General features: G+C 60.6%; 22 protein-coding genes. 11 read left to right on the top strand and 11 right to left on the bottom strand.

Annotated features, from left to right (window positions below; translation table 11 throughout):
* Positions 1 to 663 (bottom strand): RraA family protein, encoded by a 663-nt coding sequence (locus A7317_RS14665; protein WP_069076153.1) that lies wholly within the window; start codon positions 661 to 663, stop codon positions 1 to 3.
* A 122-nt stretch (positions 664 to 785) separates the two neighbouring features.
* Between A7317_RS14665 and A7317_RS14670 the strand changes: the two genes are divergently transcribed.
* Both A7317_RS14670 and A7317_RS14675 read left to right on the top strand, forming a co-directional pair.
* Positions 786 to 1,682, top strand: a complete 897-nt coding sequence (locus A7317_RS14670) for a LysR family transcriptional regulator (RefSeq protein WP_069076154.1) — start codon at positions 786 to 788, stop codon at positions 1,680 to 1,682.
* A gap of 149 nt (positions 1,683 to 1,831) precedes the next feature.
* Entirely contained in the window at positions 1,832 to 2,887 is a 1,056-nt protein-coding gene (locus A7317_RS14675; RefSeq protein ID WP_024076585.1) for an NAD(P)-dependent oxidoreductase, read from the top strand.
* A 71-nt stretch (positions 2,888 to 2,958) separates the two neighbouring features.
* On the opposite strand, the gene A7317_RS14680 is transcribed toward A7317_RS14675, so the two are convergent.
* Positions 2,959 to 3,609, bottom strand: coding sequence for a TetR/AcrR family transcriptional regulator (locus A7317_RS14680; protein WP_024076584.1), 651 nt, complete (start codon positions 3,607 to 3,609; stop codon positions 2,959 to 2,961).
* Between the two features lie 122 nt (positions 3,610 to 3,731).
* Between A7317_RS14680 and A7317_RS14685 the strand changes: the two genes are divergently transcribed.
* A complete protein-coding gene (locus A7317_RS14685; RefSeq protein WP_069076155.1) occupies positions 3,732 to 4,943 on the top strand; it encodes an MFS transporter in 1,212 nt (403 codons plus the stop codon).
* 138 nt (positions 4,944 to 5,081) lie between these two features.
* Positions 5,082 to 5,879, top strand: a complete 798-nt coding sequence (locus tag A7317_RS14690) for a DNA/RNA non-specific endonuclease (protein WP_069076156.1) — start codon at positions 5,082 to 5,084, stop codon at positions 5,877 to 5,879.
* Between the two features lie 26 nt (positions 5,880 to 5,905).
* Here the strand turns inward: A7317_RS14690 and A7317_RS14695 are convergent, their stop codons facing one another.
* The 4 genes from A7317_RS14695 to A7317_RS14710 all read right to left on the bottom strand — a co-directional run bounded on the left by A7317_RS14695 (position 5,906) and on the right by A7317_RS14710 (position 8,595).
* On the bottom strand, positions 5,906 to 6,085 hold the full coding sequence (locus tag A7317_RS14695; RefSeq protein WP_024076581.1) for a DUF1289 domain-containing protein: 180 nt from the start codon (positions 6,083 to 6,085) through the stop codon (positions 5,906 to 5,908).
* A gap of 33 nt (positions 6,086 to 6,118) precedes the next feature.
* Positions 6,119 to 7,030 carry a CDF family Co(II)/Ni(II) efflux transporter DmeF gene (gene dmeF / locus A7317_RS14700; RefSeq protein ID WP_069076157.1) on the bottom strand — a complete coding sequence of 304 codons (912 nt, stop codon included), beginning with the start codon at positions 7,028 to 7,030 and terminating at the stop codon, positions 6,119 to 6,121.
* A complete protein-coding gene (locus A7317_RS14705) occupies positions 7,027 to 7,302 on the bottom strand; it encodes a metal/formaldehyde-sensitive transcriptional repressor (RefSeq protein WP_024076579.1) in 276 nt (91 codons plus the stop codon). The genes dmeF and A7317_RS14705 overlap by 4 nt, the downstream gene beginning before the upstream one ends.
* A gap of 75 nt (positions 7,303 to 7,377) precedes the next feature.
* The gene (locus A7317_RS14710; RefSeq protein ID WP_024076578.1) at positions 7,378 to 8,595 is read right to left on the bottom strand and encodes an MFS transporter; all 1,218 of its coding nucleotides are present in this window, start codon (positions 8,593 to 8,595) and stop codon (positions 7,378 to 7,380) included.
* A gap of 80 nt (positions 8,596 to 8,675) precedes the next feature.
* Here A7317_RS14710 and A7317_RS14715 point away from each other — a divergent pair, with 80 nt between their 5' ends.
* Entirely contained in the window at positions 8,676 to 9,887 is a 1,212-nt protein-coding gene (locus A7317_RS14715) for a YeeE/YedE family protein (RefSeq protein ID WP_069076158.1), read from the top strand.
* Between the two features lies 1 nt (position 9,888).
* Here A7317_RS14715 and A7317_RS14720 read toward each other — a convergent pair whose 3' ends face one another.
* Positions 9,889 to 10,050: a DUF2986 domain-containing protein gene (locus A7317_RS14720; RefSeq protein WP_024076576.1), complete on the bottom strand. Its 162-nt coding sequence runs from the start codon at positions 10,048 to 10,050 to the stop codon at positions 9,889 to 9,891.
* A 165-nt stretch (positions 10,051 to 10,215) separates the two neighbouring features.
* Here A7317_RS14720 and panB point away from each other — a divergent pair, with 165 nt between their 5' ends.
* On the top strand, positions 10,216 to 11,031 hold the full coding sequence (panB, locus tag A7317_RS14725; protein WP_024076575.1) for a 3-methyl-2-oxobutanoate hydroxymethyltransferase: 816 nt from the start codon (positions 10,216 to 10,218) through the stop codon (positions 11,029 to 11,031).
* On the opposite strand, the gene A7317_RS14730 is transcribed toward panB, so the two are convergent.
* The 3 genes from A7317_RS14730 to A7317_RS14740 all read right to left on the bottom strand — a co-directional run bounded on the left by A7317_RS14730 (position 11,019) and on the right by A7317_RS14740 (position 15,202).
* Positions 11,019 to 12,407 (bottom strand): PLP-dependent aminotransferase family protein, encoded by a 1,389-nt coding sequence (locus tag A7317_RS14730; RefSeq protein WP_069076159.1) that lies wholly within the window; start codon positions 12,405 to 12,407, stop codon positions 11,019 to 11,021. The genes panB and A7317_RS14730 overlap by 13 nt on opposite strands.
* A 315-nt stretch (positions 12,408 to 12,722) precedes the next feature.
* A complete protein-coding gene (locus tag A7317_RS14735; RefSeq protein ID WP_069076160.1) occupies positions 12,723 to 13,949 on the bottom strand; it encodes an MFS transporter in 1,227 nt (408 codons plus the stop codon).
* A 212-nt stretch (positions 13,950 to 14,161) separates the two neighbouring features.
* Positions 14,162 to 15,202, bottom strand: a complete 1,041-nt coding sequence (locus A7317_RS14740; protein ID WP_024076572.1) for an alpha/beta hydrolase family protein — start codon at positions 15,200 to 15,202, stop codon at positions 14,162 to 14,164.
* A 245-nt stretch (positions 15,203 to 15,447) separates the two neighbouring features.
* Here A7317_RS14740 and A7317_RS30670 point away from each other — a divergent pair, with 245 nt between their 5' ends.
* Entirely contained in the window at positions 15,448 to 15,954 is a 507-nt protein-coding gene (locus tag A7317_RS30670; RefSeq protein WP_146015743.1) for a hypothetical protein, read from the top strand.
* Between the two features lie 103 nt (positions 15,955 to 16,057).
* A complete protein-coding gene (locus A7317_RS14745) occupies positions 16,058 to 17,398 on the top strand; it encodes a hypothetical protein (protein ID WP_155766403.1) in 1,341 nt (446 codons plus the stop codon).
* A gap of 23 nt (positions 17,399 to 17,421) precedes the next feature.
* Here A7317_RS14745 and A7317_RS14750 read toward each other — a convergent pair whose 3' ends face one another.
* Positions 17,422 to 19,443, bottom strand: a complete 2,022-nt coding sequence (locus A7317_RS14750) for a methyl-accepting chemotaxis protein (RefSeq protein WP_024076569.1) — start codon at positions 19,441 to 19,443, stop codon at positions 17,422 to 17,424.
* 414 nt (positions 19,444 to 19,857) lie between these two features.
* Here A7317_RS14750 and A7317_RS30675 point away from each other — a divergent pair, with 414 nt between their 5' ends.
* From A7317_RS30675 to A7317_RS14760, 3 genes are all read left to right on the top strand, one after another.
* Positions 19,858 to 20,364 carry a hypothetical protein gene (locus A7317_RS30675; protein ID WP_143036974.1) on the top strand — a complete coding sequence of 169 codons (507 nt, stop codon included), beginning with the start codon at positions 19,858 to 19,860 and terminating at the stop codon, positions 20,362 to 20,364.
* Between the two features lie 107 nt (positions 20,365 to 20,471).
* Entirely contained in the window at positions 20,472 to 21,818 is a 1,347-nt protein-coding gene (locus A7317_RS14755) for a hypothetical protein (protein ID WP_069076162.1), read from the top strand.
* Between the two features lie 585 nt (positions 21,819 to 22,403).
* Positions 22,404 to 23,315, top strand: coding sequence for a methyl-accepting chemotaxis protein (locus A7317_RS14760; RefSeq protein WP_371128932.1), 912 nt, complete (start codon positions 22,404 to 22,406; stop codon positions 23,313 to 23,315).
* Positions 23,316 to 23,322 lie beyond the last annotated feature (7 nt).

The following is a 23,322-nucleotide window of genomic DNA, read 5'->3' on the forward strand; positions in this document are numbered from 1 at the left end:
TCATACCAGGCCGGCATTGTTGAGGGCCTTGTCGATCCAGCTCTGGCGCACTGCACCGCTGGCAATTTCTGCTTTGACCGCTTCTTCGTGCTCGGCATGTTGCGCGGCGCGGCGCAGTACTTCGGCGGCGTCGGCCTGGGAGAACGCGACCAGGCCGTCTTCATCACCCACCAGCAGGTCGCCGGGGTTGATCACCATGCCGCCGATAGACACCGGCACGTTCACTTCGCCGGGGCCGGTCTTGTACGGGCCGGTGTGCACCACGGCGCGGGCGTAGCACGGGGTGTCCTCGAAGCTGGCGACATCGCGAATCGCGCCGTCAATCACAAACCCCACGCAACCACGCTGCTGGGCGTAGAGCTTGACCAGTTCCCCGATCACCGCGTTATTGGTGTCGCCCTGGCCGTCCACCACCAGCACATGGCCCGGTTGCAGCATGCTCATGGCCTTGTAGATCAGCAGGTTGTCGCCGGGACGGGTCTTGACCGTGATCGCCGTGCCCACCAGCTTGCCGCTGCGGTTGTAGCGCGTCAGGCCACGGGCGCCGATATGACGGCCTAGGTTGTCGCTGATATGCGGCGTGACGACTTGGCCAAACGCCTCGACCAGTTCGGCCGGGGCCATGGGCGCGTTGGGAAGGATGCGTGAACCGGGCAAGGACATGGCAAATCTCCAGAATTGTTAGATAGCGATGGGCTATGGCTGGATCTTAGGAGTGATGATCGAAGAGTTTTAGCGATATTTTATGATGTGATAGCATCGCTTTTTCTCATGAATTGGCCGCGATGATCACCTTCAAGCAAATCGATGCGCTGTACTGGATTGCCGAACTCGGCAGCTTTGAAGCGGCGGCGAACAAGCTGAACATGTCTCAGTCGGCCATCTCCAAGCGCATCCAGGAGTTGGAAGACACCTTTGACGTCGAGATTTTTGACCGCAGCAAGCGCAACGCCCGGCTGACGGAGAAGGGCGGTGAGCTGCTTGACTACGCCCGCGACCTGCTCAACAGCCGCGACCAACTGCTCGAACGGGTCAGCGCCCGCGAAGTGCTGGTGCGCCGTTTTCGCCTCGGCGTCACCGAACTCACCGCATTGACCTGGCTGCCGGCGCTGGTGGATGCGCTGCGTCAGGCCTACCCCAAGGTGCAGATCGAGCCGTCAGTGGAACTGAGCAGCGAACTGTTTCGCAAGCTGGAAAGCGACCAACTCGACTTGGTCATCGTGCCGGACGTCTACAGCGACCCGCGCTTTCACAGCACGGCGCTGCAATGCGTAGAAAACGCCTGGATCTGCGCGCCCGGCCTGATCCCCCAGCCCGACCCTGTAAGCCTGGAAGTGCTGGCCGATTACACCGTTCTGACCCAGGGTTCGCAGTCGGGCACCGGCTTAATCTACGAGCGTTGGCTGGCCGCGCACAACGTGCAGATGCCGCGGACCCTCACCAGCCATAACCTGCTGGTGCAGGTGGGCTTGGCGTTGTCGGGGATCGGCGTGAGTTATTTGCCCAAGGCGTGTTTGTCCCATCTGATCGAGCACGGCGCATTACGCGCGCTGGTCACGCAGCCGGAGTTGCCGAGTATCCAGTACGTGGCATTGCACCGGGTGGACCGCCAATTCGGCTTGAACCAGGACGTGGCGCGGATGGCGCAGGGGTGCTGTGATTTTTCGCGGTTGTTGTTTTAGCGTAAGTGCACACACTGCGCTTTTTATTCCAAAAGGGTCCTTTGTCGAAAAACAGGGTCATGATTAATTCAAGCCTGGATGTAGTCAGTTCAACTTCATACTTGAAGGCGCATGAACCCAGCCTCTATCAGCCAAGAAGACCAAAATGCATGGCATTCACCACCCTGATACTGGATGCACCCGGCCCGCCGTTGCTATTCGAGGAAGTCGACCGATTCCTTGAGTTGGGCTTGGTCGTCACCCTGAATCTCTACTATTTCACGGATAAAAACAGTATCCGCAAGCACTACGGCGAGCGCATCCGATACACCGAGATCAATGGCCACGACAGGCAAGCTTTCATCGACGCCGTGACTGAGGCCGGGGGGTATAGCGTGTTCAAGACGCGCCTGAATATTCCCATTGAGAGCAAACTGATCCGCGCCGCTGCATCACCGACCCTGCCAACGCCACTGCGCGCCATCGCCCAGGCCGGTTCAGGCGTTAACCATATCGACCGGCAAGAGGCTGAACGGTGTGGCGTGACGATACTGAACACGCCGGCCTCCAACGCGGTAGCTGTGGCCGAATACGTGGTGGCCCAGACATTGTTTTTATCCCGGGACCTGGATCACTACAACGCCGAGACGCACAGTGGTCGCTGGTCCAAGGGCACTTTGGCGCCCAGCCTTGAGTTCTGCGAACTCACGTTAGGCGTGGTCGGCACTGGCAGCATTGCTCAAGAGGTCGCGCGCAAGGCCGGATCGCTGGGGATCCGGGTCATCGCCACCGGTTCAGAGCGCTTTACGGAGCAGGTCGCGCGCAGCCTTGGGCTTGAGCGACGAGAAACCCTCGAGCAATTGTTGGGGGAGGCCGATGTGGTCTCGATCCACGTACCGCTGACACCGCTCACCCGAGGCCTGTTCGGCCTTACCGAGTTCAGACAGATGCGCCAAGGTTCGATACTGATCAACACCGCTCGTGGTGACATTGTCGACGAAGCCCAGTTGGCAAGCTTCATGACGGCATTTCCCAGGCATATAAAAGCGGTCGCCATCGATACCTTCGCCCAGGAAAAAGACCGCTTCAACTCGCCGCTGGCTGGCATTCGCAACGCCCAACTGACACCCCATATCGCCGGCAACACGACGAAGGCAATCCGCAAGGCTTCACGGCAGATCGTCGACAAGATCCACGCGCTCAGCCTGGCTGCGAACGCACATTGACCACAGGACGCAAAGCGCTCTCTTGATGAACGCCTCAACGCCCTGAGTTGTAGCAAGCGCTTCCGGATGGGCTAGGGCTGCTGTGCAGCGGTCGCACGGATGGGCGGTGCGGTCGCGGCGGCAATGTCCCACGTCAGCAGGATGTGGCTGATGGCGGCATCGATGGTTGCGTGGGGCACGTTGTCCCGCGCCAATATCGAAATGCCCTGCAAGAAACTGTCAAACACCGCCGCCATCGACACCGCGGCAATCGTATCCGGCAGTTGCCCTGAGCTTATTCCACGTTCGACACACGCCACGATCCCTGCCCGCGTTCTCATACGGGACTGGGTCAATGCATCCGCCACCCGCGCATTCTCCGGGCTTGGTGCGCTCATCACGCCCAATGCCACCATGCACCCCTTGGGATGCCCGTCTTCACACTGCATGCGCGCGGATTGGCGCAATGCGGTCTCGATGGCTTTGCGCGGCAGCAGGCTTTCATCCCATAGGCATTCGGTCACTTGAGCGTAGGTTGCCAGATAGCGCTGCACGCACTCATCGAACAGCGCTTCCTTGGAGCCGAATGCGGCATAAAAACTCGGTGCGGAGATACCGCCGCCCAGGCCGGCCTTGAGCTGGGCGAGGGACGTGGCGTCGTAGCCATGCTGCCAGAACAGGTGCATGGCCTGTTCCACGGCGTGGTCACGGTCGAAGGTACGGGGACGGCCCATTTGTGCCATTTCATAAAACTCCCTTGGCAGACCAGATAAATACTAGTCGATACATAAGTCGTTGACAACGTGCGACAGCTGCCCGCAACATTTGTATCGATCAGTATCTAAATTGCCTCAAGGAGTTTCCCGTGACCCCCTCACTCTGCGTATCCGCGTCTTCTGAACGCCTGCCTATCGGCGCCTTGCTCGCGCTGGCCATGACCGGTTTCATCTGCATCGTCACCGAAACCCTGCCGGCCGGGCTGTTGCCGTTGATCGGCGATGGCCTGGGGATTTCCCCGTCCATGGCCGGGCAGATGGTCACCGCCTATGCGCTGGGCTCGGTGCTGGCGGTGATTCCCATGACCATCGCCACCCGTGGTTGGCGCCGCCGCAATGTGCTGCTGCTGACCATCGTCGGCTTCCTGCTGTTCAATTCCATCACGGCATTGTCGTCCCATTACGGTGTGACGCTGGTGGCGCGTTTCTTCGCCGGGGTCGCCGCGGGGTTGGCCTGGAGCCTGCTGGCCGGTTACGCCCGGCGCATGGTCGCGCCCCATCAGCAGGGGAGGGCGCTGGCGCTGGCGATGGTGGGTACTCCGATTGCGCTGTCACTGGGTGTACCGCTGGGCACCTGGCTTGGCGGCCTGGTCGGCTGGCGTACCACCTTTGGCCTGATGTCGGTACTGACCCTGGTGTTGATCGCTTGGGTGCTGGTGAAAGTCCCGGACTATGCGCCACAGCCCGCGCACCAACGCCTGCCGTTGCGCAAGGTCCTCACCACGCCAGGGGTCAGGCCGGTACTGGCGGTGGTGATCAGCTGGATGCTCGCCCACAACGTTCTCTATACCTACATCGCCCCGTTCGTGGCGCGTGCAGGCTTGGCCGCGCGGGTGGACCTGGTGTTGCTGGTATTCGGCATTGCGGCATTGGTGGGGATCTGGCTGACGGCCAAGCTGGTCGAGCCGTTATTGCGCCAGACGGTGTTGGTCAGCCTGGTGGTGTTTGCCGCGATTGCGCTGGTGTTTGGCGTATTGGGCAACGTGCCTGAAGTGATCTACCTTGGCGTCGCCGTGTGGGGCCTGAGCTTCGGCGGTGCCGCCACTTTGCTGCAAACGGCTCTGGCCGACGCGGCGGGCGATGGCGCCGATGTGGCGTTGTCGCTGAACGTCGTGGCGTGGAACAGCGCCATTGCCGCCAGCGGTGTGGTGGGTGGCGTATTACTCGATCGCTGGGGCGTGGGGGCATTTCCGTGGGCGATGCTGGTGTTGATCGGCGTGGCGCTGGGGATCGCGTGGGGCGCGCGTGACCACGGCTTCAAGCCTGGGCGACGGTCCGGCGTTGCAATAGTGTCTCACTGAACCTTCGGGTGAGCGCGATAGGGGAGCGGAGCGCGACAAGATCGGTAAGCCTGCGGCACCAAACGGATTTATCAGGGTCCATACGCCCCGCGCGATCATTCGCGCTCATCCGTTTACCCTCACCTTAAGATCTAAAGCATGTACCTACGCAACATTGCAGTCGGGCTGGCAGCCCTCGTTTTAGTCTCTACCGCCGTAGACGCTCGCGGCCCGGCAAACCCCTACACGTCCACGCAGCAACGTATCTCGTTTGACGGTTGCGCCGAACTCTTCCCCGCCGCGACACCGATCAACACGGCCACGGTGCCAGCCAGCATGAGGCCAATGGCCCTCTGTTCCGACCACTTCGCGGTGCTCTATTCGCAAACCAGCAAGACCCCGCTGGTGGTGGTCGAGCGCCTGAATGCCGCCCAGTTGAACGACGCCAAAGGCGAGGAGCGCACCAACCAGTTTTACCCCGACCCACGCATTCCCAAAGGTGGGCGCGCCGAGTTGAGCGACTACCGCAGCCAGCACCCGGCGATGGACCGTGGCCACCAATCCCCAGCCGCCGACGCGCCGAATGCCCATGCCATGGCACAGTCTTTCGCGCTGTCGAACATGGTGCCGCAAGACCCTACCAACAACCGCAAGATCTGGAGCAAGGTCGAAGCGGATGTGCGCAAGTTTGCCAAGCGCGCGGGCGGCGACGTGTATGTGTTCACCGGGCCGCTGTTCGATGCGGGCTACAGCACCATCGGCGACAACAAGGTCTGGGTGCCGACGCGCCTGTTCAAGTTGGTGTACGACGCCTCAAGCAAACGCGCCTGGGCCTACGTGTTGCCCAATGCCGAAACCCGTATCCAGAAACCGATGGACTACGACACCTTCGTGAAGAGTACCGGGCTCAAATTACTCGGCAACCTGCCGGTGACGGGTTCGGTGGGGCGTACGTGATGCTGGGTTGAGCGATACGCCCAGCGTTACTTGCCTTTTTTCAACGCCTTCAAGCGCGCTGTCGCTCGCTGCACGGCGGCCATTTTCTCGGGGCGTTTCATCCGTTTCCATTTACGGATGTCGTCCTTGGTCCGCCCGCAGCTGACGCACAACTCGCCACTCAACTGGCAGGTCGAGACACACGGGTTTTCGATTTCTTTAGCCAAGATTTCACCTGGGGATACCGTCAAGGGGCGCCGCTACGCGGCACGAAATTCAACCGTGAGGTGGCTCACTTCATGGACCGGCTTGAGGCGCAGGCGAATGCTCTCGGCATCCGCTGTCGGTTGGCCGACCACGCTGACGATGGCCGCATGCACACCGGGCCCGACCTGCCAGACGTGCAGGTCGGTAATCGTTGCATCGCCGGGTTGCTCCACCCGCTCGCGGATCTCGGCGGCGACGTGTTCGTCGGTCTGGTCCAGCAACACGCCGGCGGTCACGCCCATCAGGCTCCAGGCCCAGCGCGCAATCACGATGGCGCCGACGATGCCCATCACCGGGTCCAGCCATACCCAACCCAGGTACCGACCCGCCAGCAATGCGGCGATCGCCAGCACGGAGGTCAACGCATCGGCAAGCACGTGGATGTAGGCTGACCTGAGGTTGTTATCGTGGCCGTGGTGGTGATGGTCGTGATCATGGTCATGGCCGTGGCTATGCCCATGGCCCAACAGCAACGCACTGACGATATTGACCACCAGCCCGACGATAGCAATCAGGGTCGCCGTACCAAATTGCACTTCGGTCGGCTGGAGCAGGCGCATGAACGATTCGATACCGATGCCCAGGGCGACCAGCGCCAGGATCAGCGCCGAGGCGAAGCCGCCCAGGTCACCCACTTTGCCGGTGCCAAAGCTGTAGCGAGGGCTGTTCGCATGGCGCTTGGCGTAGGCATAGGCCGCCGCCGCAATGCCCAATGCGCCCGCATGGGTGGCCATATGAAAACCGTCGGCCAGCAGGGCCATGGAACCGGTCAGGGCGCCAGCGGCAATTTCCGCCACCATCATCACCACGGTCAGTATCACCACCCACAGCGTGCGCCGGGCGTTCTCGTCGTGGGCAGCCCCCAGGAAGACATGCTCGTGTGCCTGGCTATTCGTGAGGGTCATTTGGAGTAGCGCCGAATGGCTTCAAGCAATTCTTCGACGCCCTGGTTGCGCGCCTCTGTACTCAGTGACGGGTCAGCCACATGCGCCCTGGCGTGGTCCTCGATGATCTCTTCCATCAAACCGTTGATAGCACCGCGCGTGGCGGCCACCAGGTGCAGTGTCTTGGCGCAGTCGGCGTCTGACTCCAGCGCTTTTTCCAGCGCCTGAATCTGCCCGGCGATGCGTTTGACGCGTTTGATCAGGCTGTCTTTGTTTGCGGCTAGATGACCCACGGCATACCCCCCCTACCTATAATGCGGCGGATCATTGCATACCCCACCCCCCTATACAAGAAGGCTGTTGCAACGCTACTTCGGCCGGTGCAACTGGCGCCTTAGGGTATACAGCGCCACGCCCACCGCCAGCACACCGGATAACGCGCCCACCCCCAGCGCCCAGCGCGGGCCCAGGTGGTCGGCGACCCAACCGACGATGGGCGCCCCAATCGGCGTGCCGCCCAGGGCGACGCCCACGCGCAGGGCGATCACGCGGCCGCGCATGGCGGGGTCGGTGCTCAGCTGCATCAGGCTGTTGGTGGTGTTGCTGAAGGTCATCGCACCCACGCCGATAATCACCAGCGCCACGGCAAACAACCAGTAGTTCGGGGCCAGGGCTGCCAGTGTGCAGCCCGCGCCGAACACTGCTGCACCCGTGAGCAGCGACTTGAACTGCGGGCGTTCGCGGCCGGCGGCGAGCAGGGCGCCGGCGATCGTGCCGATGGCCAGGGTCGAGCTCAGCAGGCCGTAGGCGCGGGCATCGGCATGGAACACGCTGACTGCCATGGTCGAGATGAAAATCGGGAAGTTCATGCCGAAGGTGCCGATCAGGAACAGCATCAGCAGGATCGCCTTTAAGTCCGGTCGCGCCCACACATAGCGCAGCCCTTCGGTCAGGCTGCCCTTGGAGCGCAGCGCTCGCACCTTCACCGGCTGGCCGGACACCCGCAGGAAAAACAGCGAAGCCAGCACCGCAAAAAAGCTCGTGCCATTGAGCAGGAACGCCCATCCGGTGCCTACCGATGCGATGGTCAAGCCCGCTACGGCCGGGCCGATCAGGCGCGCCATGTTGAACGAGGTGGAATTGAGCGCGATCGCATTGGACAAATCCTTCTCACCCACCAGCTCCGCGACGAAGATCTGTCGCACCGGTGCATCGAAAGCCGAGGCGCAACCGGACAAAAACGCGAACACATACACATGCCACAGCTCGACAAAACCGGTGATGGTGAACACCCCCAGCGTCAGCGCCAGCATGCCCATGACCGCCTGGGTGACGATCAGTAACTTGCGTTGGTCATAGTGGTCGGCGGCGAAGCCGGTCCAGGGCAGCAAGAGCAACTGCGGCCCGAACTGCAACGACATGACGATGCCGACGGCGGCCGCGTTATGCGGGGTGAGCTGGGTCAGTACCAGCCAGTCCTGGGCGGTGCGCTGCATCCAGGTGCCGATATTGGAGACCAGTGCACCCGCCGCCCAGATGCGGTAGTTGACGCTGCGCAGGGAGCGGAAGGTTCCGAGCAAACTCATGAATACTCCAAAGATAAGCCGCCCCTGGGTTTATACTCGCCCCCTCGCAATCGTCCAACTTCACCCGAACCGAGATCCCCATGAGCACCTCTCTTTCCCTGACCCCTGCGCGCAAACCGCTTGCGCCCCTGGTGGCGTTTATCCTCCTGCTGGTGGGCGCCGTGCTCCTGCAAAACACCGTCGGCGTGCGCCAGATGCTGTTGCTGGTGGTCGGCGCGGCGCTGGGCTTGACCCTCTATCACGCGGCGTTCGGCTTCACCTCGGCCTGGCGCGTATTTATCAATGATCGGCGTGGCGCCGGCCTGCGCGCGCAGATGGTGATGTTGGCGGTGGCGGTGCTGCTGTTCTTCCCGGCATTGGGGGCAGGCACGTTGTTCGGGCAACCGGTGGTCGGGCTGGTGGCGCCGGTCGGGGTGTCGGTGGTGTTTGGCGCATTTATCTTCGGCATTGGCATGCAACTGGGCGGCGGTTGTGCGTCGGGCACCCTGTTCACCGTGGGCGGCGGCAATGCGCGCATGTTGGTGACGTTGCTCTTCTTCATTTGCGGTTCGTTGATAGCTACGCACCATGTGGACTGGTGGTTTGCGCTGCCTGCGTTCCCCGCGACGTCCATCGTCAAAAGCTTCGGCGTGGTGCCGGCCTTGCTCATGAGCCTGGCGGTATTTGCGCTCATCGCGGTGGTGACTGTGCGGCTGGAAAAAGCCCGTCATGGTCAGCTTGAAGCGGGCGTGACCAGCGAACACCCAGGGCTGCGCCGCTTCCTGCGCGGGCCGTGGCCGCTGGTCTGGGGCGCGATTGGCCTGGCGCTGCTCAACTACGCAACGTTGGCCCTGGCCGGGCGGCCGTGGGGCATTACGTCGGCGTTCGCGTTGTGGGGGGCCAAGGCGGCGAGCGGGCTGGGGGTGGATGTGGCCAGTTGGGCGTTCTGGCAAATGCCTGGCAACGCCAAGGCCCTGGCCGCGCCAGTGTGGGAAGACATCACCAGCGTCATGGACATCGGCATCGTCCTCGGTGCGCTGCTGGCGGCCGGCCTGGCCGGGCGTTTCGCTCCCAGCCTGAACATCCCGGCACGCTCACTGGTAGCGGCGGTGATCGGTGGCCTGTTGCTCGGCTACGGCTCACGCCTGGCCTACGGCTGCAATATCGGCGCGTACTTCAGCGGTATCGCCTCGGGCAGCCTGCATGGCTGGGTTTGGCTGGTGGCGGCGTTTATCGGCAATAGCGTGGGTGTGCGCTTGCGGCCGTTTTTCTTTGCCGGTGAGCGGCCGCAGGTGGCGTTGAGCGGTTGCTGAGTCAACGTTCAGGGGAAATGTCTGGCGCCTGAGCGGCTTCAGCCGCCAGCTTTTCCCGCTCTGCTTTGCTGATGTATCTGTCTTTGCTTTTCGGCGCCAATTTGGCACTGGCCTTTTTCGCCTTGGCCTTGAATAGCTGCTGCAGTTTTTTCTGGCGGTTCATGTCGTCTTACCCGGTTGGTACAGGCTCGGGATGATACCAGCTTAAAAACCGCGGCCGTTCCCTGGGTCGCTTTTTCACGCCGATCTGTGCATTGAATCGCCTTTCCTTTCGCCAATAATCGGGCCCTGCAATCCCCCGAGTATTGAACGGCATAGGGAAGAAAAGATGAGCCTCCACACCCGTACCAAACGATTGACCGTGCCCCAACTGGTCGCCATGAAAGGCCGGCAGAAAATCGTCTCCCTCACGGCGTACACCAGTTCCATCGCCAAGCTGATCGACCCGCTCGTGGATTTCATCCTGGTCGGTGACTCCACGGCCATGGTCGGCTATGGCCGGGCTTCGACGTTGAGCATGCAGCTCGAAGAAATCATCGGCCACACCCGCGCCGTGGTCGACAGCACGCGGTTGGCGTGTGTCATCGCCGATATGCCATTTGGCAGTTATCAGGAATCCAACGAACAGGCCTTTCGCAATTGCGCCCAGGTACTGGCGCGTACCGGCTGCGATGCTGTGAAGCTGGAGGCCAACCAAGCGCTGGCAGGCACGGTTGAGTTCCTGGTGGCACGCGGTATTCCGGTGATGGCCCACGTGGGGCTGATGCCACAGTTCGTCAACGTGATGGGTGGGTTCAAGGCCCAGGGCCTCACGGCCCAGACCGCAGCAGTGGTCAGCAACGATGCCCGTGCCAGCCTGCAGGCGGGCGCCTTCAGCCTGTTGCTGGAAGGGGTGGCCGAAGGCGTGGCACGCCAGATCACCTTGGACTCGGCCATGCCCACCATTGGCATCGGCGCTTCGCCCGCCTGCGACGGCCAGGTACTGGTCACCGAAGACGTGCTGGGACTGGGCGGCGAGCACCTGCCGCGTTTTGTCAAACAGTACGCGGATGTCAGCGCGGTGATTCGTGATGCGTGCGAGCGGTTTGCCGAAGACGTGCGCCACGGTCGCTTCCCAGAAGCTCGGCACTGTTACGGGCTTTGACGAATTGCCTGGGCCAGCTGCCTCACAGCCTGGGCGATATCCTTGCTCCAGTCGAGGGTGTAGCTCAGGCGCAGAGACTGCTTCCAGGTACCTTGCTGGCTGAATAGTTCTCCAGGGGCGATGACGATGCGCTGGGCCAGCAGGTGCTCGAATACCCAGCGCATGTCGACCGTGCGACGGGTCTGCAACCAGAAACTCGCGCCCCCACGCGGCTCGACCACTTGCCATTCGCCGAGCGCTTCCAGCAGGGCTTTCATGCGCGTCATGCGCTCCAGCAACGCCGCCCGCAGCATCACCAAGTGCTGGTCGAGACGCTTGGAGGTAAGCAGTTTGGCGATCGCCTTCTGGCGGATCGGCGAGAGGCGAAACCCGCGCTCCATAAACAGCCGCTGCAAGTGCGGCGCCTGCCCGCGACACAGTACATAACCGTAGGGCGCTTCCGAGCCGATCACCTTGTCGAAGGTTGAAAACACCACCAGTCTTTGCGGGTCGGCATAGTCGCGATAGCGCGCGGGCCGAGGTTCGAAATACAGCTCGCCGTAGGTGTCATTCTCGAACAACCAGATATCCCGCTCTGCCAGCCAGCGGCAGACCTGCTGCTTGTCTTGCGCCGGTACCACGCCACCCTGGGGTATGTTGACCGTCGATGACAGCACTGCCAGGCGAATCGGCTCCTGTTTGAGCAATTCATGGAAGGCCGGCATGTTGAAGCGCCCGTCTGCTCCGAGGGGCACTTCGATCACGCGGATATTCGCCGCCTGCAACTGGCGCAGGATCGCCCACGAACACGGCGACTCCACCAGCGCCACCGTACCTCGCAGTTCGAGGGCGCTGAGTGACACGTCCAGCACAGTGTGCAGGTCTGAACCGATATACACCTGTTCGGCCTGCCAGTAAGGGGCTGTGGAGCAGGTGTAACGCTCGGCCAACGCCGTGCGCAACTCGGGCTCGCCGAATGGCAGGTACAGCGGCGTGAGTGAGCGCGGGTACTGGCGGGCTATTTCGCGCTCTATCATCAGTAAAGGGTTTTCCAGCGACAGCAGCATCGCCGGGGCGTCGCTGCTCAGGGCCAACATGCCGGGCTGGCGCGCGTTGGCGAACACCTGGTCGAGCAGGTTGGGCGAGTGTTCAGTCGATAAAGGCGCCGGTATCCACCGGGTGAAGTAACCGGACTTGGGTTTGGCGTAGATCCGTCCTTGATCCTCAAGCAGCGAGTAAGCGTACTTGGTTGTCGACACCGACACGCCCAGGCGTTGGGCCAAATGGCGCAGGGACGGCAGTTTGCGTTCGCCTTGGGAAGGGCTGGCTTCGATCCATTCGACGAGGTAGCGGTACACCGCCTGATAGGCAAAAGAGGCGTCTTTAGGTTTATCCATGATCCTTTGAGCCGCTCGACCTGCGATTACGGGAAGACTTCGGATGTGGGGCCGGTCCAGTATCACGCAAGGCGATGGAATACGGAAACTTAACGCAGAGGCCTATGATCAAGCCCTATACCCTCGCCATACCGGCCACGTGACTGGCTGCCGTCAAGGCCAACGTCGCCGCGCTCCCATGCCGAAAAAACCTGCACTATCGTGCATGGGTGCGACATGCCGGCTGACAGGCACGTGGCGGCGTGGGAGCAACCGGCGTCGCGGTTGGCGCGATGGCGGGCATTTATTGCGAAGGTCTCGGGTTGCAGGGCAGGCCTAGCCAGGCTGGGCCGCCAAGCTATTGCTGACATTACGCCCCAGCACCAGCACCGTCACAAAACCGCAGCCCACCAGGGCCGTGGCCAGGCTCAACAGCACCGAGCTGCCCAGTTGGTCGACGATCCGCCCGCCAAAGAACGAGCCCAAGGCAATGATTACCTGGAACAAGGCGACGAACAGCGGCATGCCGCGTTCGACATCCTTGGGCGCCACCACAAACATCCAGATACTGGCACAGGCCGGGAAGGCGCCGAAGGCGAAACCCCACAGCCCGATCAGCATCGCTGCGCCGGTCATCCCGGTGGCGAAGTGAGGGAACAGGGCGGTGCTGGTGCCGATCATCAGCGCGACCAGCAACAGGGTGTGACGCACGCTGCGGTTGGCGGTGAAACCGGCAAAGATATTACCGAACACCCCGGCCACGCCGAAGAGCAGCAACAGCGAGCCGATCGTCGGCCCGTCGAAGCCGGAGCTGTATTTGAAGAACGGCGCGACATAGGTGTAGGCCGCAAAGTGCGCCAAGCCGATCAACAGCACCGCGATCAACCCGACCCGCGCCTGTGGGTTGATAAACAACGCCGGCAGGTCGCTGATGCGAATGGCCTTCTCCGGGGTGAGCCGAGGCAGCAGGAACACCTGCGCCAGCAGCACCGGCACGCCCAGCAGCGCGGTGACCAGGAACGTCATGCGCCAGCCCATCAGGCCGCTGAGCCAGGTGCCGACGGGCACGCCGAGCACGGTGGCCAGGGTCACGCCCATCATGATGATCGAGGTGGCCTTCGCGACATCCACACCCTTGGGCGCCAGGCGCCCACTGAGGGCAATGGCCGTGGCCCAGAACCCGCCGATGCTGATGCCCAGCAAGACACGGCCGAACAGCAGCAGGTTGAAGTCACTGGCAAAGGCCACGACCGAGTTGGCGATGATCATGATCAACGTCAGGCCGATCAGCAGGTAGCGACGGTCCATCGCGCCAATGCTCACCGACAGAAACGGCGCGGCGAGGGCGGCCATGATGCCCGGCAGGGTCACCATCAGCCCGGCGTGGCCGGCAGTGATACCGAGGTCGGCGGCGACGTCGTTGAGTACGCCCACCGGCAGGAACTCACTGGTCACCAGGGCGAAGGCGCCCACCGCGACCGAGAGAATCGCCAGCCACTGCTGTTTGACGCTTTGTTGATTATGTTCGGGACGGCCGCTGGGGGCCTGGAGGGCGCTTGGCATGATGCTGGGTTCCAAGGGGGATGTCGCCTGAGGCCAGGCGAAGGGGAAGAATTGGGAGGCGATTATAGGAATCGGGTTTGGCCACCCCATAGGCGAGCGGTTCGATAGTAATCATCAGTGTTATCGATGCGAGGCTGTTGAGCGGGATTGCCCAGGTCCGCCCATGTAGCCTGACTGATTGGCTGGCCGCCGTCTGTCCAGGGGGGATTTGTTTAACGCTGAAACGTCTGCGCCAGAAAGTCGCTGATCAGCGCTGTCACCTGTTTTTGAATCTGCGCCCGTGGTCGTGCGCCCTCACCATCTCGACAAATCATGCCGTCGCCTGGCGAACGCTCTTCGATCAATGCGACCGCCCCCGGCTTGCAGATCGACATAAAGCTGAAATGGTTGGCGTCGCTGATCGCCACGTAGCGCGTCGAGGCGGTTGGCAGGCGCTTGGCCAGGTCGGCAGACTCCAGTTCGGCAGGCATATCCTCCGACGGTACCCCGCCTGCAATCACCAAAACCGGCACCCGTAGCGCCGCCAGGCTCGCGTCGGTCATGCCGCGTGACAGGCCCAGGTCCAATGACACTATGGCGGTGACGCGTTTATCGCTCAAGTCAGCGGCCAGTCGCGCCTTCCCGTCAGGTGTCCCTGCGGGGTTCATCTCCTGGTAGCCGATGCAACCGCCCAGCTTGGGGTGGGCGCCGCAGTCGCGGCTGAACAGGTCGGGGTCGAAACGCGCGCCGGCGATCTCCAGTACGGTCCAGCCGCCGAGGGAGTGGCCTGCCGCGGCAATCTGGTTTTTCGCCACCGCGCCAAATTGCTTCGGTTGCGCCAGGACTGCGTCGATGGCACGGCTCAGGTCGGCCGGGCGCTGCCATAACGCTGCGGCGGCCTGGGGGCTGCGGTCTTTGCTGGTAGTGCCGGGATGGTTGACCGCCGCCACGATATAACCCTGGTGCGCCAAAGCACTGGCCAGCCACACCTGTTTACCCCAATTACCGCCGTAACCATGGGAGAGCACAACCAGGGGATGTTCGCCGCTGGCCGGTGGTGCGTCGGGTACGGCGAGGGCGCCGATGAAGACGACGGAGTCGGCGATCAGCGTTGGCGTGGCGGTGGTGTTGGCGGGGTACCAGACCGCCAGTTCCAATGGGCGAGCGTGGTGGGCGTCGGGCAGGGTGGTGCTCTTGAAGCCGATGAGGGGGGCGTCAGCGAATGCGGGTGTGGCCAGGCAGGTCAGGAGCAGGGCGGCGAAGGTGGTTTTCACTGTTTTTATCGTCCTTGAAGTGAGGCGCGCATCATGACTTTAACCACTTGGTTTGAATAGTGTGCACGCGGGATTAGGACGTGGCTGACGTCATCCTACTGTTAAGTATGACGGAGCGGTCCTTAGTGTTTTTAGGAAGCGGCTGGCTTACCCGGGATAATAAATCGTGCATGTTAGGGGCGTCGTTCCTACTGCTGGCTTGTTAGCAAGCCGAGAGAGTAATTCCTGACGCTATGGTGATCACTATGAAACGCTCAACGGTGTTTTTGTTGTTGGCGTCTTGCATGAATGCAAGACGAGCCCTGCTTGCTGTGTTGGCTGTTTGCGTACTGGTTTTAGATAACGCAGCCTACGCGATAGATCGATCTATTACTAAAACCCAAACGCCGGACCCCGTTCTTGTGATATCGAATAATGCGGGTGTCGGATTAGCATTTTTTAACTTGGCTACCTCAGATTTCCCCAGTGGTACGCTACCCTATCCTAAACAATTATTAGGGGTCGACTGGAAGACGACCTACTATCCTCAGAGTATTAGCGAGTCGGTCGAGTTGTGCTACTACCGCCCCTACAGTTCTGAAAAGAACTGTGTTGCTATTAACCCGAACTCTTCCGGAACACTATCAGACTTTAATGGTGAGGCGTTCAACCATGGTTCGCGTGTCACCATCGGTCATACGGTACTAGGAGGAGTCCCTCCCTATGCTCGTCCTGCCGGCGTTGATTCAGTGACCTTTCGATATAGAGACTAGTCAGGTGCCCGCTCAGGGGGCACTTTTACTGCGGCCTTCTGTGCTGACAATTGAACATTTTGAATGTAGGCAAGTTACAGCCGCCTCTACGGGGTGAGATTTTATGATTAACCTGACTTCTTATGCTTCGATAGCTCATGGTCGCCTGACAGGCAGTCCGGTGAATGTTGTTAGCCCGCCAACGCAACACAAGACTGATGCATCCTTGGCTACAAGCAGTCGCGTTACCAACAGCACCGTATCGACGCTCGCCCATCAATTAAGCGAAGCCGCCACGCGCGCTGAAGCCCGTCGCGGTCAAAACACCCCCCACCCACTCGACTCGATTACGGGCGACACCTACCTCGCCAACAAAACGCAGCACGACGCAGAGCTTCCAAAGACCGCCACCCCAGAATTGCTGGCTCGCGCCCGTCAAGCAACCGCCTTCGTCAATGGGGTCGACAGCAACCCCTTCAAAGGCCTTGCGCGCGATCAATTGAGCTTGATCGCCCACGACGAGGGCGGCGCCTTTACCACCCATGAGCGACGTGCCGCGTTGCAGGAGATGCAAACTGTCGCTCCCCCAGTGGCGAGTAGCCCCAGGTCGGCAGGCATCAATGGCCGTGACCTGATGATCTCCCGCTTGTTCGGCCACCGTGAGCCGTCGGTTGCCCAGCCTCCGGCGACCTTTGAGAACACCACTCAAAGCGCTTTTGAATTCCTCAATCGCGATGATCGTGCCTTGATCTCGGATATGTATGCTTATGCGCAGGCGGAAGGTGCGGATCTGGGCTATGTGGATCGCCTGGCTTGGTCACTTGGCCACTACCGTCATTTGAGCGATGGGCGCCAGCTCTTGAGCGGCAACAATGGCTACGATTCGGAGGGGTATCGAGTGACTTACAACTTCAAGGAAGAAGATGCTGCAATTGCCTCACGTATCCTGAAAGGTTCGGCGATCAACAGCACCCGTCTCGACCCAGGCTATTTGCGGCATATCCTGAATCCGGATTACGGAGCACTCTCAAATACAGGTGGTATGCCGTTCCTTGAACAGATGGTCATCAAATTCTCTGGCGAAGGGGCTTCACTGCCCTCGCTGGGCAATGAGTTCGCCACTTTAAAAACCGTCAAGATCAACGACAATATTGTGATCACCACGAATAAGAACATAAAACTACCGCCCTCCAAGGTACTCGCCGCTAGCGTCAACGGTACCTGGAGCCTCACCGAAGAAGGCAAAGCCGCCGGCTACACGTTAGACAAGGCCACCGGCAAGTTGCAACGGGCGACTGCCGCTGCAGACAATCCAGCGCCACACGGCTCCACCTCGCCTGTCCCCGTCGACAAAGCCCCCCATCGCACCCTCCTGGAGGCCCTCGCCACCAGCCGCAATCGGGCGCCTATGGGGGTGACCGGACCCGGTTATCTGTTCACGGTGATGAGAGCTATCAACCCCTGATGCGGCGGTCGTCGCCCTATACCCTAGGCATGGGTCAGCCCCGTCAACGTATCCGCAATGGTCTTGGTCCGTTGCGCCGTACCCTCCGTCGCACGGCTCGACGCCTCCAGCACATCCAGCATCTCCCGCAACGCGCCCACCCCGGTGGACTGGTCTTCAATCTGCTGGGCCACGCGCTGGATCTCACTCGACAACAGGTCAATATCCACACCGATTTCCGCTGCATTCTTACGCGTGATTTCCGCCAGCTTGCGCACCTCGTCCGCCACCACCGCAAAGCCTCGGCCCAGGTCGCCCGCGCGCGCCGCTTCAATCGCGGCGTTGAGCGCCAGCAGGTTGGTCTGCCCGGCGATCTGCTGGATCACCTGCACAATCGACTGGATACGCAAACTCGACCCCGCCAGCGTGCGCGCGCCCTGCACCGCGACATCCGCCTGGCTGGACAGGCCCTCCACCGTGGCCCCGGCCTGGGCAGACACCGTGTTCTGCTGGCCAATCGTGCCCACCAGTTCATCCATCGAGGCGTGTAACTCACCGGAGTAGTGCTTGAGCTGCGAAGCGATGTCCTCCTGTTGGCGCTCGGCCTGGGCCAACACCAGGCCCAAGTCGGCCAGGCCTTCGAAGACTGGCAGGATATTGCGGTCCAGGCCTCGGGTATTCAGGGTGTCGGTGAAATCATTGTTCTTGAACGCCGCAATCTGCTTGACCACCACATGGTTCAACCCCGCCAGCTTCTTCACCTGACGCCGCAGGAAAAATGCCTTGAACTCGCCGTAATGGGCGATGAAATTGTCCACGTACTCATCACTGAAACTCGCACCCTTGGCCACCCGAAAGAAGAAAATCGCCGTCAGCGTCTGATTCAGGTTCAAGCCCAGAATCTCCCCGAAGGTCGAAAACCCCGCCAACGGCACATCCCCAAAAATGCCGGCCATGCTGCCCAGCTCGGCGCCGTTATTCAGTCGGCGCAAAATGCAGTCATTCAAAATCCCCGCCACCGGCTGGCCGCCCTTGCCACGCAAAAACTGCTCGTAGTCCAGGCGTGTGGCCTCACGCAATGGCGTACGCCGCACCATCACCAGCTCTTCGCCCGGCGCCACGTCGCAAAACAGCTGCACGATCTGCTGTTCATAGTCGATGCGTGCGATGGAGCGCACAAACAACTCACTGCCCACCCGAATCGCGAACGAGTAATCCGCCAGCTTCGACTCCAGTGCCTGGGGGGCGCAATTGAACGCGTCACACAGCGCCTGCACCATGCTCTTGATATTGCCGCTGCTGTCGATCACCTGGTCAATCGTGCGGTCTTCCACCGAGGCGGTCAGCACACTGAAGGTCAAATCCGCGGCCTTGAAGTTTTGGCTTTTAAACACGCCAAAGCGCACATGGGCCGCGGTCTTGAGGAACACAATCTGTGCATGGTTCTGATAACTGCGCTGGCCATCGTGGATCAGCGTTTTCTGGAAATCCGACTTACCCCCAGCCGACCCGCCTACGAACAAGCATGGAAAACGCCCGGACTCATACAGCGCCTCCATGAAAAACGATTCCGACGCCGACAACCCATCGAACACCACGTAGGCCAAGGTGTCGCGGTGATCGATCGAGGTGTGCACCTGCACCCGCTTGATATTGGCCACCAACTTGGCGATCCGCTCCTGCATCCCCAAGCGCTTGCCGCCGCTGCGAATGTCCTCACACTCCAACGGCACCATCACCACCTCGGCAGAGGCAATCACACTGTCATCAAACAGCTGCAACACCATCCGGTCCCAGCGCTCGCCGGTCGCGCAATACAGCGAATCGGCGGCGTTGCACAACTCACCGGAGGTGGTGCACAGGCTGATGGCGGTTTGCGGAAAGCGACGCTTGAGCTTGGCGGCGACCTGGTCGATGTCCAGGTGGGGGGAGATGAAACCGGTGATCAGGGTGGGTGTGATGCGCAGGGTGGCCAATGAAGACTCCAATTCATTGGCGGTGCAGGTGAGGGTGGCGGTGCCTTGACGATCGGCCCGGGCTTTTTTTAGAAGGGAAAGTGGGTTCATAGGGCTGGCTCGAACGGGTGGAGGGGCGCAGGTCATAGGCATGCGGTTAGTAGGGTTATCGGCGGGTTCGGTGAGGGCTGGAGGGGAGGACGCAAAGATGCGACGAATGAGCGCAGGGCACTCCCTCTTTGGGTTTGTCAGTCAGAAAGACAAGAAATAACCGGTTCATCATTCAGGTGATTTGAACGGCCATTCGCTGGAAGATGGGTTAAGGGGCTTCCGAGCGGTAATGCTGGCGGGACTAGGAAGTTACTTACGAATTCCTACTTTCATGTATGACAGTGCTGTCCTTCGTGTTTTTAGGAAGTGCTTGGCTTTCTACGGTTATTAAATCGTGCAATGGTAGGGGCGTGATGCTTACAGCTGGATTGATTTGAACCTGACATGTTAATAACTGACTCTAGGGTGATGATTATGAAAGGCACGATTGTATGGGCGCGCGGTATTACTCAAAGACGAACGTTGCTCGCTTTGTTAGCGGTTTTTGTAACGTCTACTCATGGGACTGCTTTTGCGGCAGAAAACGCTATTACTAAAACAGCAGCGCCCAACCCCGTTCTTGTTTTATCTAACTCTGACACCCAGCCAGGCGTCGGGCTTGCGAGTTTCAATGTTTTGGCTGCGGATATTCCCCAAGGTACACTCATTGATCCCAAACAGTTGTTAGAGATTCAATGGAATACAACTTATTATCCTCAGGGCATTAGAGAAGTGGTACAGCTGTGTTACTCCCGGCCGTTCAGCTCTCAAGAGGACTGTAGGGAAATCTATCCAAATTCATCCGGGACATTGTCAGACTTTAATGCTCAGGCTTTCGGTCATGGCTCACGAGTCGTCATCTACCATCGTGTATTTGGCGGTACACCACGTTATGTAAATCCTGCCGGCACCGACTCAGTGACATTCCGATATCGATATTAATAAAACAAAAAGTACTCGCAGCCTATTTGGCTGCGGGTTGCTTTCCAGTTTTGACAATAGACTTTTCATCGCACCGTTGCTGTTTTCCCAAGCCAAGGTGAATGCTCATGGTCATTATCAATCCTGCCGCATCGTCGGCTTACAACCCCGTGGCAAACAGCTCAGTCAACGCCACGCCTCGCTCTTCGGTGTCGCCAGGCGATGAAGTCAAACCCGATACCTATGGTTCAGCAACCGATAGTGGCACCTTCAGCTCAGTCTCAATCCTGGCTCAGCAATTGAGTGAAGCCGCAACGCGTGCCGAAACCCGCATCGGCCAAAACGATACCAGCCTGCTCGACTCGATTACCGGCGATCAGTACCTCATCAACCAAGCGCAGCACGACGCGCAGGTTCCCTCTACCGATAACCCGGATCTCCTGGCACGGGCTCGACAAGCGACCGGCTTCGTCAACGGTTCTGATACCAACCCGTTCAAGGGCCTCACACGCGATCAACTCCAGCTGATTGCCCACGACGACGGCGGGCCTTTCACCCTCAATGAGCGACGTGCCGCATGGGAAGAGCTGCGATCGATGGAGCCTCCGGCGCCGGCCAAGTCCAATTCCCACCGTGACCTCATGATTTCGCGCTTGTTTGGTAGCAACACCGAGCCACCGGTCGCCAAGCCACCGTTTACCTACCTCAATGGCACCCTGAACTCTAACCTTTTCCTTAACCGCGAGGATCGTGCCTTGTTCGCGGATATGTATGCTTATGCGCAGGAGCAGGGAGTGGATTTGGTTTATGTCGATGCATTGGCCATGACATTCGGTATTTATCGTCACTTCAGCGATGGCCGCCAGCTCTTGGGGGGCAACACCGGCTATGACGCGGAGCGGTATCGAGTGACTTTCGATTTCAAGCCGGAAGATGCTGCAATCGCCTCACGCATCCTCAATGGTTCGGCGATCAACAGTACCCGTATCGACCAGGGTTTTTTGCGATACATCCTGCATCCAGACCATGGAGCGTTCATGAACATCGGGGGGATACCGTTCCTGGAGAAGATGGTGAACAAGTTCTCCAGCGAGGGCGATCAGCAACCGCCGCTGGGCAGCGAGTTCGCCACCTACACGCGAGTCCGGATCGAGGATCACATTGTTCGCACCACGGACAAGTCCATAAGGCTGCCGCCCTCCGAAGCGCTCTCGGGTATCGTTAATGGCGTATGGGGACTGACCGAAAAAGGCAAGGCGGCTGGCTATAGCATCGACCCGGTCACCGGCCTGATGAGCAAGCCAGCCAAAGCCCCTGATGATCAAGCGTCGCCGCCCTCTACCCTGAATGCCCCTGTGGATACGGCGCCCAATCGCAATGCCTTCGACGCCCTCGCAGACACCCGCGACCAGCCCACCGCACGATGGATCTGGCCCGGCCATCTGTTCAAATTGATGAGGGGGTTCAAACCTTGAGGCTTGGGTGAAGACGGTCAATGGCGGTCCTCTATCACCGCCGGTTGGGGGGCAATGGCGCAAGAGCGCGGCGTAGCCAGCCCCCGAGGCTTCTCAACGTCATGAGCGGACGTTAACGGCAGCGATTCGAAAGGCGCAGCGTCAGCGGTACTGAACACCGTGGACGTTCATCCGTTGGTCATAAATCAGACGGAAGGCACATAAGGTGTCTAAAGTTGTTCTGTACTGCGCAGATAAACCCTATGTCGTTTATATCCGCAACAACGTTCAAGGATCGAACTCATGACCCAGCGTCAAGCCAGCCGCATTTCCCCTACCGGTCATCCGCGTTTTCGCTGGTTTGCTTTCATCCCGGTCCTGCCCGCCGTCGTGTGGATACTGGTGCAATCAACTTCTGCGGCCAACCTGGCGGCCTGCGCGGTACTGGTGTTGATCGGCTTCGGTGCCTGTGCCTGGAGCGCGGGTTCGCAGCGTGACGCCACGCGGCGAGCCATTGCGCGTGCGCAGGCGGATCAGGCCGACGCGGACGCGGCACATAACGGCATGGCCGCGCGGGCACAGCTTGATGAAGTGTTGCTGGGCGCCATGCCGATCTGGGCCAAGCAGGTGGAAAGCTCGCGCCATCAGACCGAAGAAGCCATTGTGAGCCTGGCCAACCGTTTTACCGGCATTGCCGCACGGTTGCAGGAAACGGTACAAGCCTCGCAGCACGCTGCGGGTGAGCTGGATGGCCAGGCCGCCGACGGCGCGCTTGAGGTGCTGGCGCGCAGCGACAGTGAGCTGAGCCAGGTGATCAATTCGCTCAAGGCGACCCAAAGCAGCCGTGACCAAACCCTGGCCCAGGTCCGTAGCCTCACCGCCTATACCGGTGAACTGCGCACCATGGCCGCCGACGTGGCGGCGATTGCCGCGCAAACCAACCTGCTGGCGCTCAACGCGGCCATCGAGGCGGCGCGGGCTGGCGAAGCCGGTCGTGGTTTCGCCGTGGTGGCCGATGCGGTGCGCAGCCTGTCGAGCAAATCCAGTGAAACCGGCCAACAGATGTCGGCCAAGGTCGACATCATCAATAACGCCATTACCCAACTGGTACAGGCCGCGTCCAGCAGCGCCGACCAGGACAGCCACTCGGTGGCGGCGTCCGAAAACAGCATTCAAGTGGTGCTCGAGCGCTTCCAGAACATCACCGGGCGCCTGGCCGAGTCCGCCGACCTGCTCAAGCAGGAAAGCTACGGCATTCGTGATGAGATGACCGAGGTGCTGGTCAACCTGCAATTCCAGGACCGGGTCAGCCAGATCCTCAGCCACGTGCGAGACAACATGCACGCCTTGCATGACCACCTCCTGCAGGCCAGCCAGGCCCCTGACCAGGCGGTCGCCGTCGACGCCCGGCAGTGGCTGGCGCGCATGGAAGCCACTTATGCCACCGACGAGCAACGGCGCATCCATCATGGCGAAGCGGCCGTGCAGCAGAATTCTCAAGACATTACCTTCTTTTAGGAGCACC

Source organism: Pseudomonas fluorescens, from assembly GCF_001708445.1.
Classification (GTDB): Bacteria; Pseudomonadota; Gammaproteobacteria; order Pseudomonadales; family Pseudomonadaceae; genus Aquipseudomonas; species Aquipseudomonas gorinensis.

What these genes read in the sequence shown, in the direction of transcription:
- A7317_RS14675 (WP_024076585.1), top strand. Translation starts at nt 1,832, where the DNA reads ATGGCATTCACCACCCTGATACTGGATGCACCCGGCCCGCCGTTGCTA.
- A7317_RS14760 (WP_371128932.1), top strand. Translation starts at nt 22,404, where the DNA reads ATGCCGATCTGGGCCAAGCAGGTGGAAAGCTCGCGCCATCAGACCGAA.
- A7317_RS14670 (WP_069076154.1), top strand. Translation starts at nt 786, where the DNA reads ATGATCACCTTCAAGCAAATCGATGCGCTGTACTGGATTGCCGAACTC.
- A7317_RS14690 (WP_069076156.1), top strand. Translation starts at nt 5,082, where the DNA reads ATGTACCTACGCAACATTGCAGTCGGGCTGGCAGCCCTCGTTTTAGTC.
- A7317_RS14735 (WP_069076160.1), bottom strand. Translation starts at nt 13,949, where the DNA reads ATGCCAAGCGCCCTCCAGGCCCCCAGCGGCCGTCCCGAACATAATCAA.
- A7317_RS14750 (WP_024076569.1), bottom strand. Translation starts at nt 19,443, where the DNA reads ATGAACCCACTTTCCCTTCTAAAAAAAGCCCGGGCCGATCGTCAAGGC.
- A7317_RS30675 (WP_143036974.1), top strand. Translation starts at nt 19,858, where the DNA reads ATGAAAGGCACGATTGTATGGGCGCGCGGTATTACTCAAAGACGAACG.
- A7317_RS30670 (WP_146015743.1), top strand. Translation starts at nt 15,448, where the DNA reads ATGAAACGCTCAACGGTGTTTTTGTTGTTGGCGTCTTGCATGAATGCA.
- dmeF (WP_069076157.1), bottom strand. Translation starts at nt 7,030, where the DNA reads ATGACCCTCACGAATAGCCAGGCACACGAGCATGTCTTCCTGGGGGCT.
- panB (WP_024076575.1), top strand. Translation starts at nt 10,216, where the DNA reads ATGAGCCTCCACACCCGTACCAAACGATTGACCGTGCCCCAACTGGTC.
- A7317_RS14680 (WP_024076584.1), bottom strand. Translation starts at nt 3,609, where the DNA reads ATGGCACAAATGGGCCGTCCCCGTACCTTCGACCGTGACCACGCCGTG.
- A7317_RS14730 (WP_069076159.1), bottom strand. Translation starts at nt 12,407, where the DNA reads ATGGATAAACCTAAAGACGCCTCTTTTGCCTATCAGGCGGTGTACCGC.
- A7317_RS14745 (WP_155766403.1), top strand. Translation starts at nt 16,058, where the DNA reads ATGATTAACCTGACTTCTTATGCTTCGATAGCTCATGGTCGCCTGACA.
- A7317_RS14710 (WP_024076578.1), bottom strand. Translation starts at nt 8,595, where the DNA reads ATGAGTTTGCTCGGAACCTTCCGCTCCCTGCGCAGCGTCAACTACCGC.
- A7317_RS14665 (WP_069076153.1), bottom strand. Translation starts at nt 663, where the DNA reads ATGTCCTTGCCCGGTTCACGCATCCTTCCCAACGCGCCCATGGCCCCG.
- A7317_RS14720 (WP_024076576.1), bottom strand. Translation starts at nt 10,050, where the DNA reads ATGAACCGCCAGAAAAAACTGCAGCAGCTATTCAAGGCCAAGGCGAAA.
- A7317_RS14755 (WP_069076162.1), top strand. Translation starts at nt 20,472, where the DNA reads ATGGTCATTATCAATCCTGCCGCATCGTCGGCTTACAACCCCGTGGCA.
- A7317_RS14715 (WP_069076158.1), top strand. Translation starts at nt 8,676, where the DNA reads ATGAGCACCTCTCTTTCCCTGACCCCTGCGCGCAAACCGCTTGCGCCC.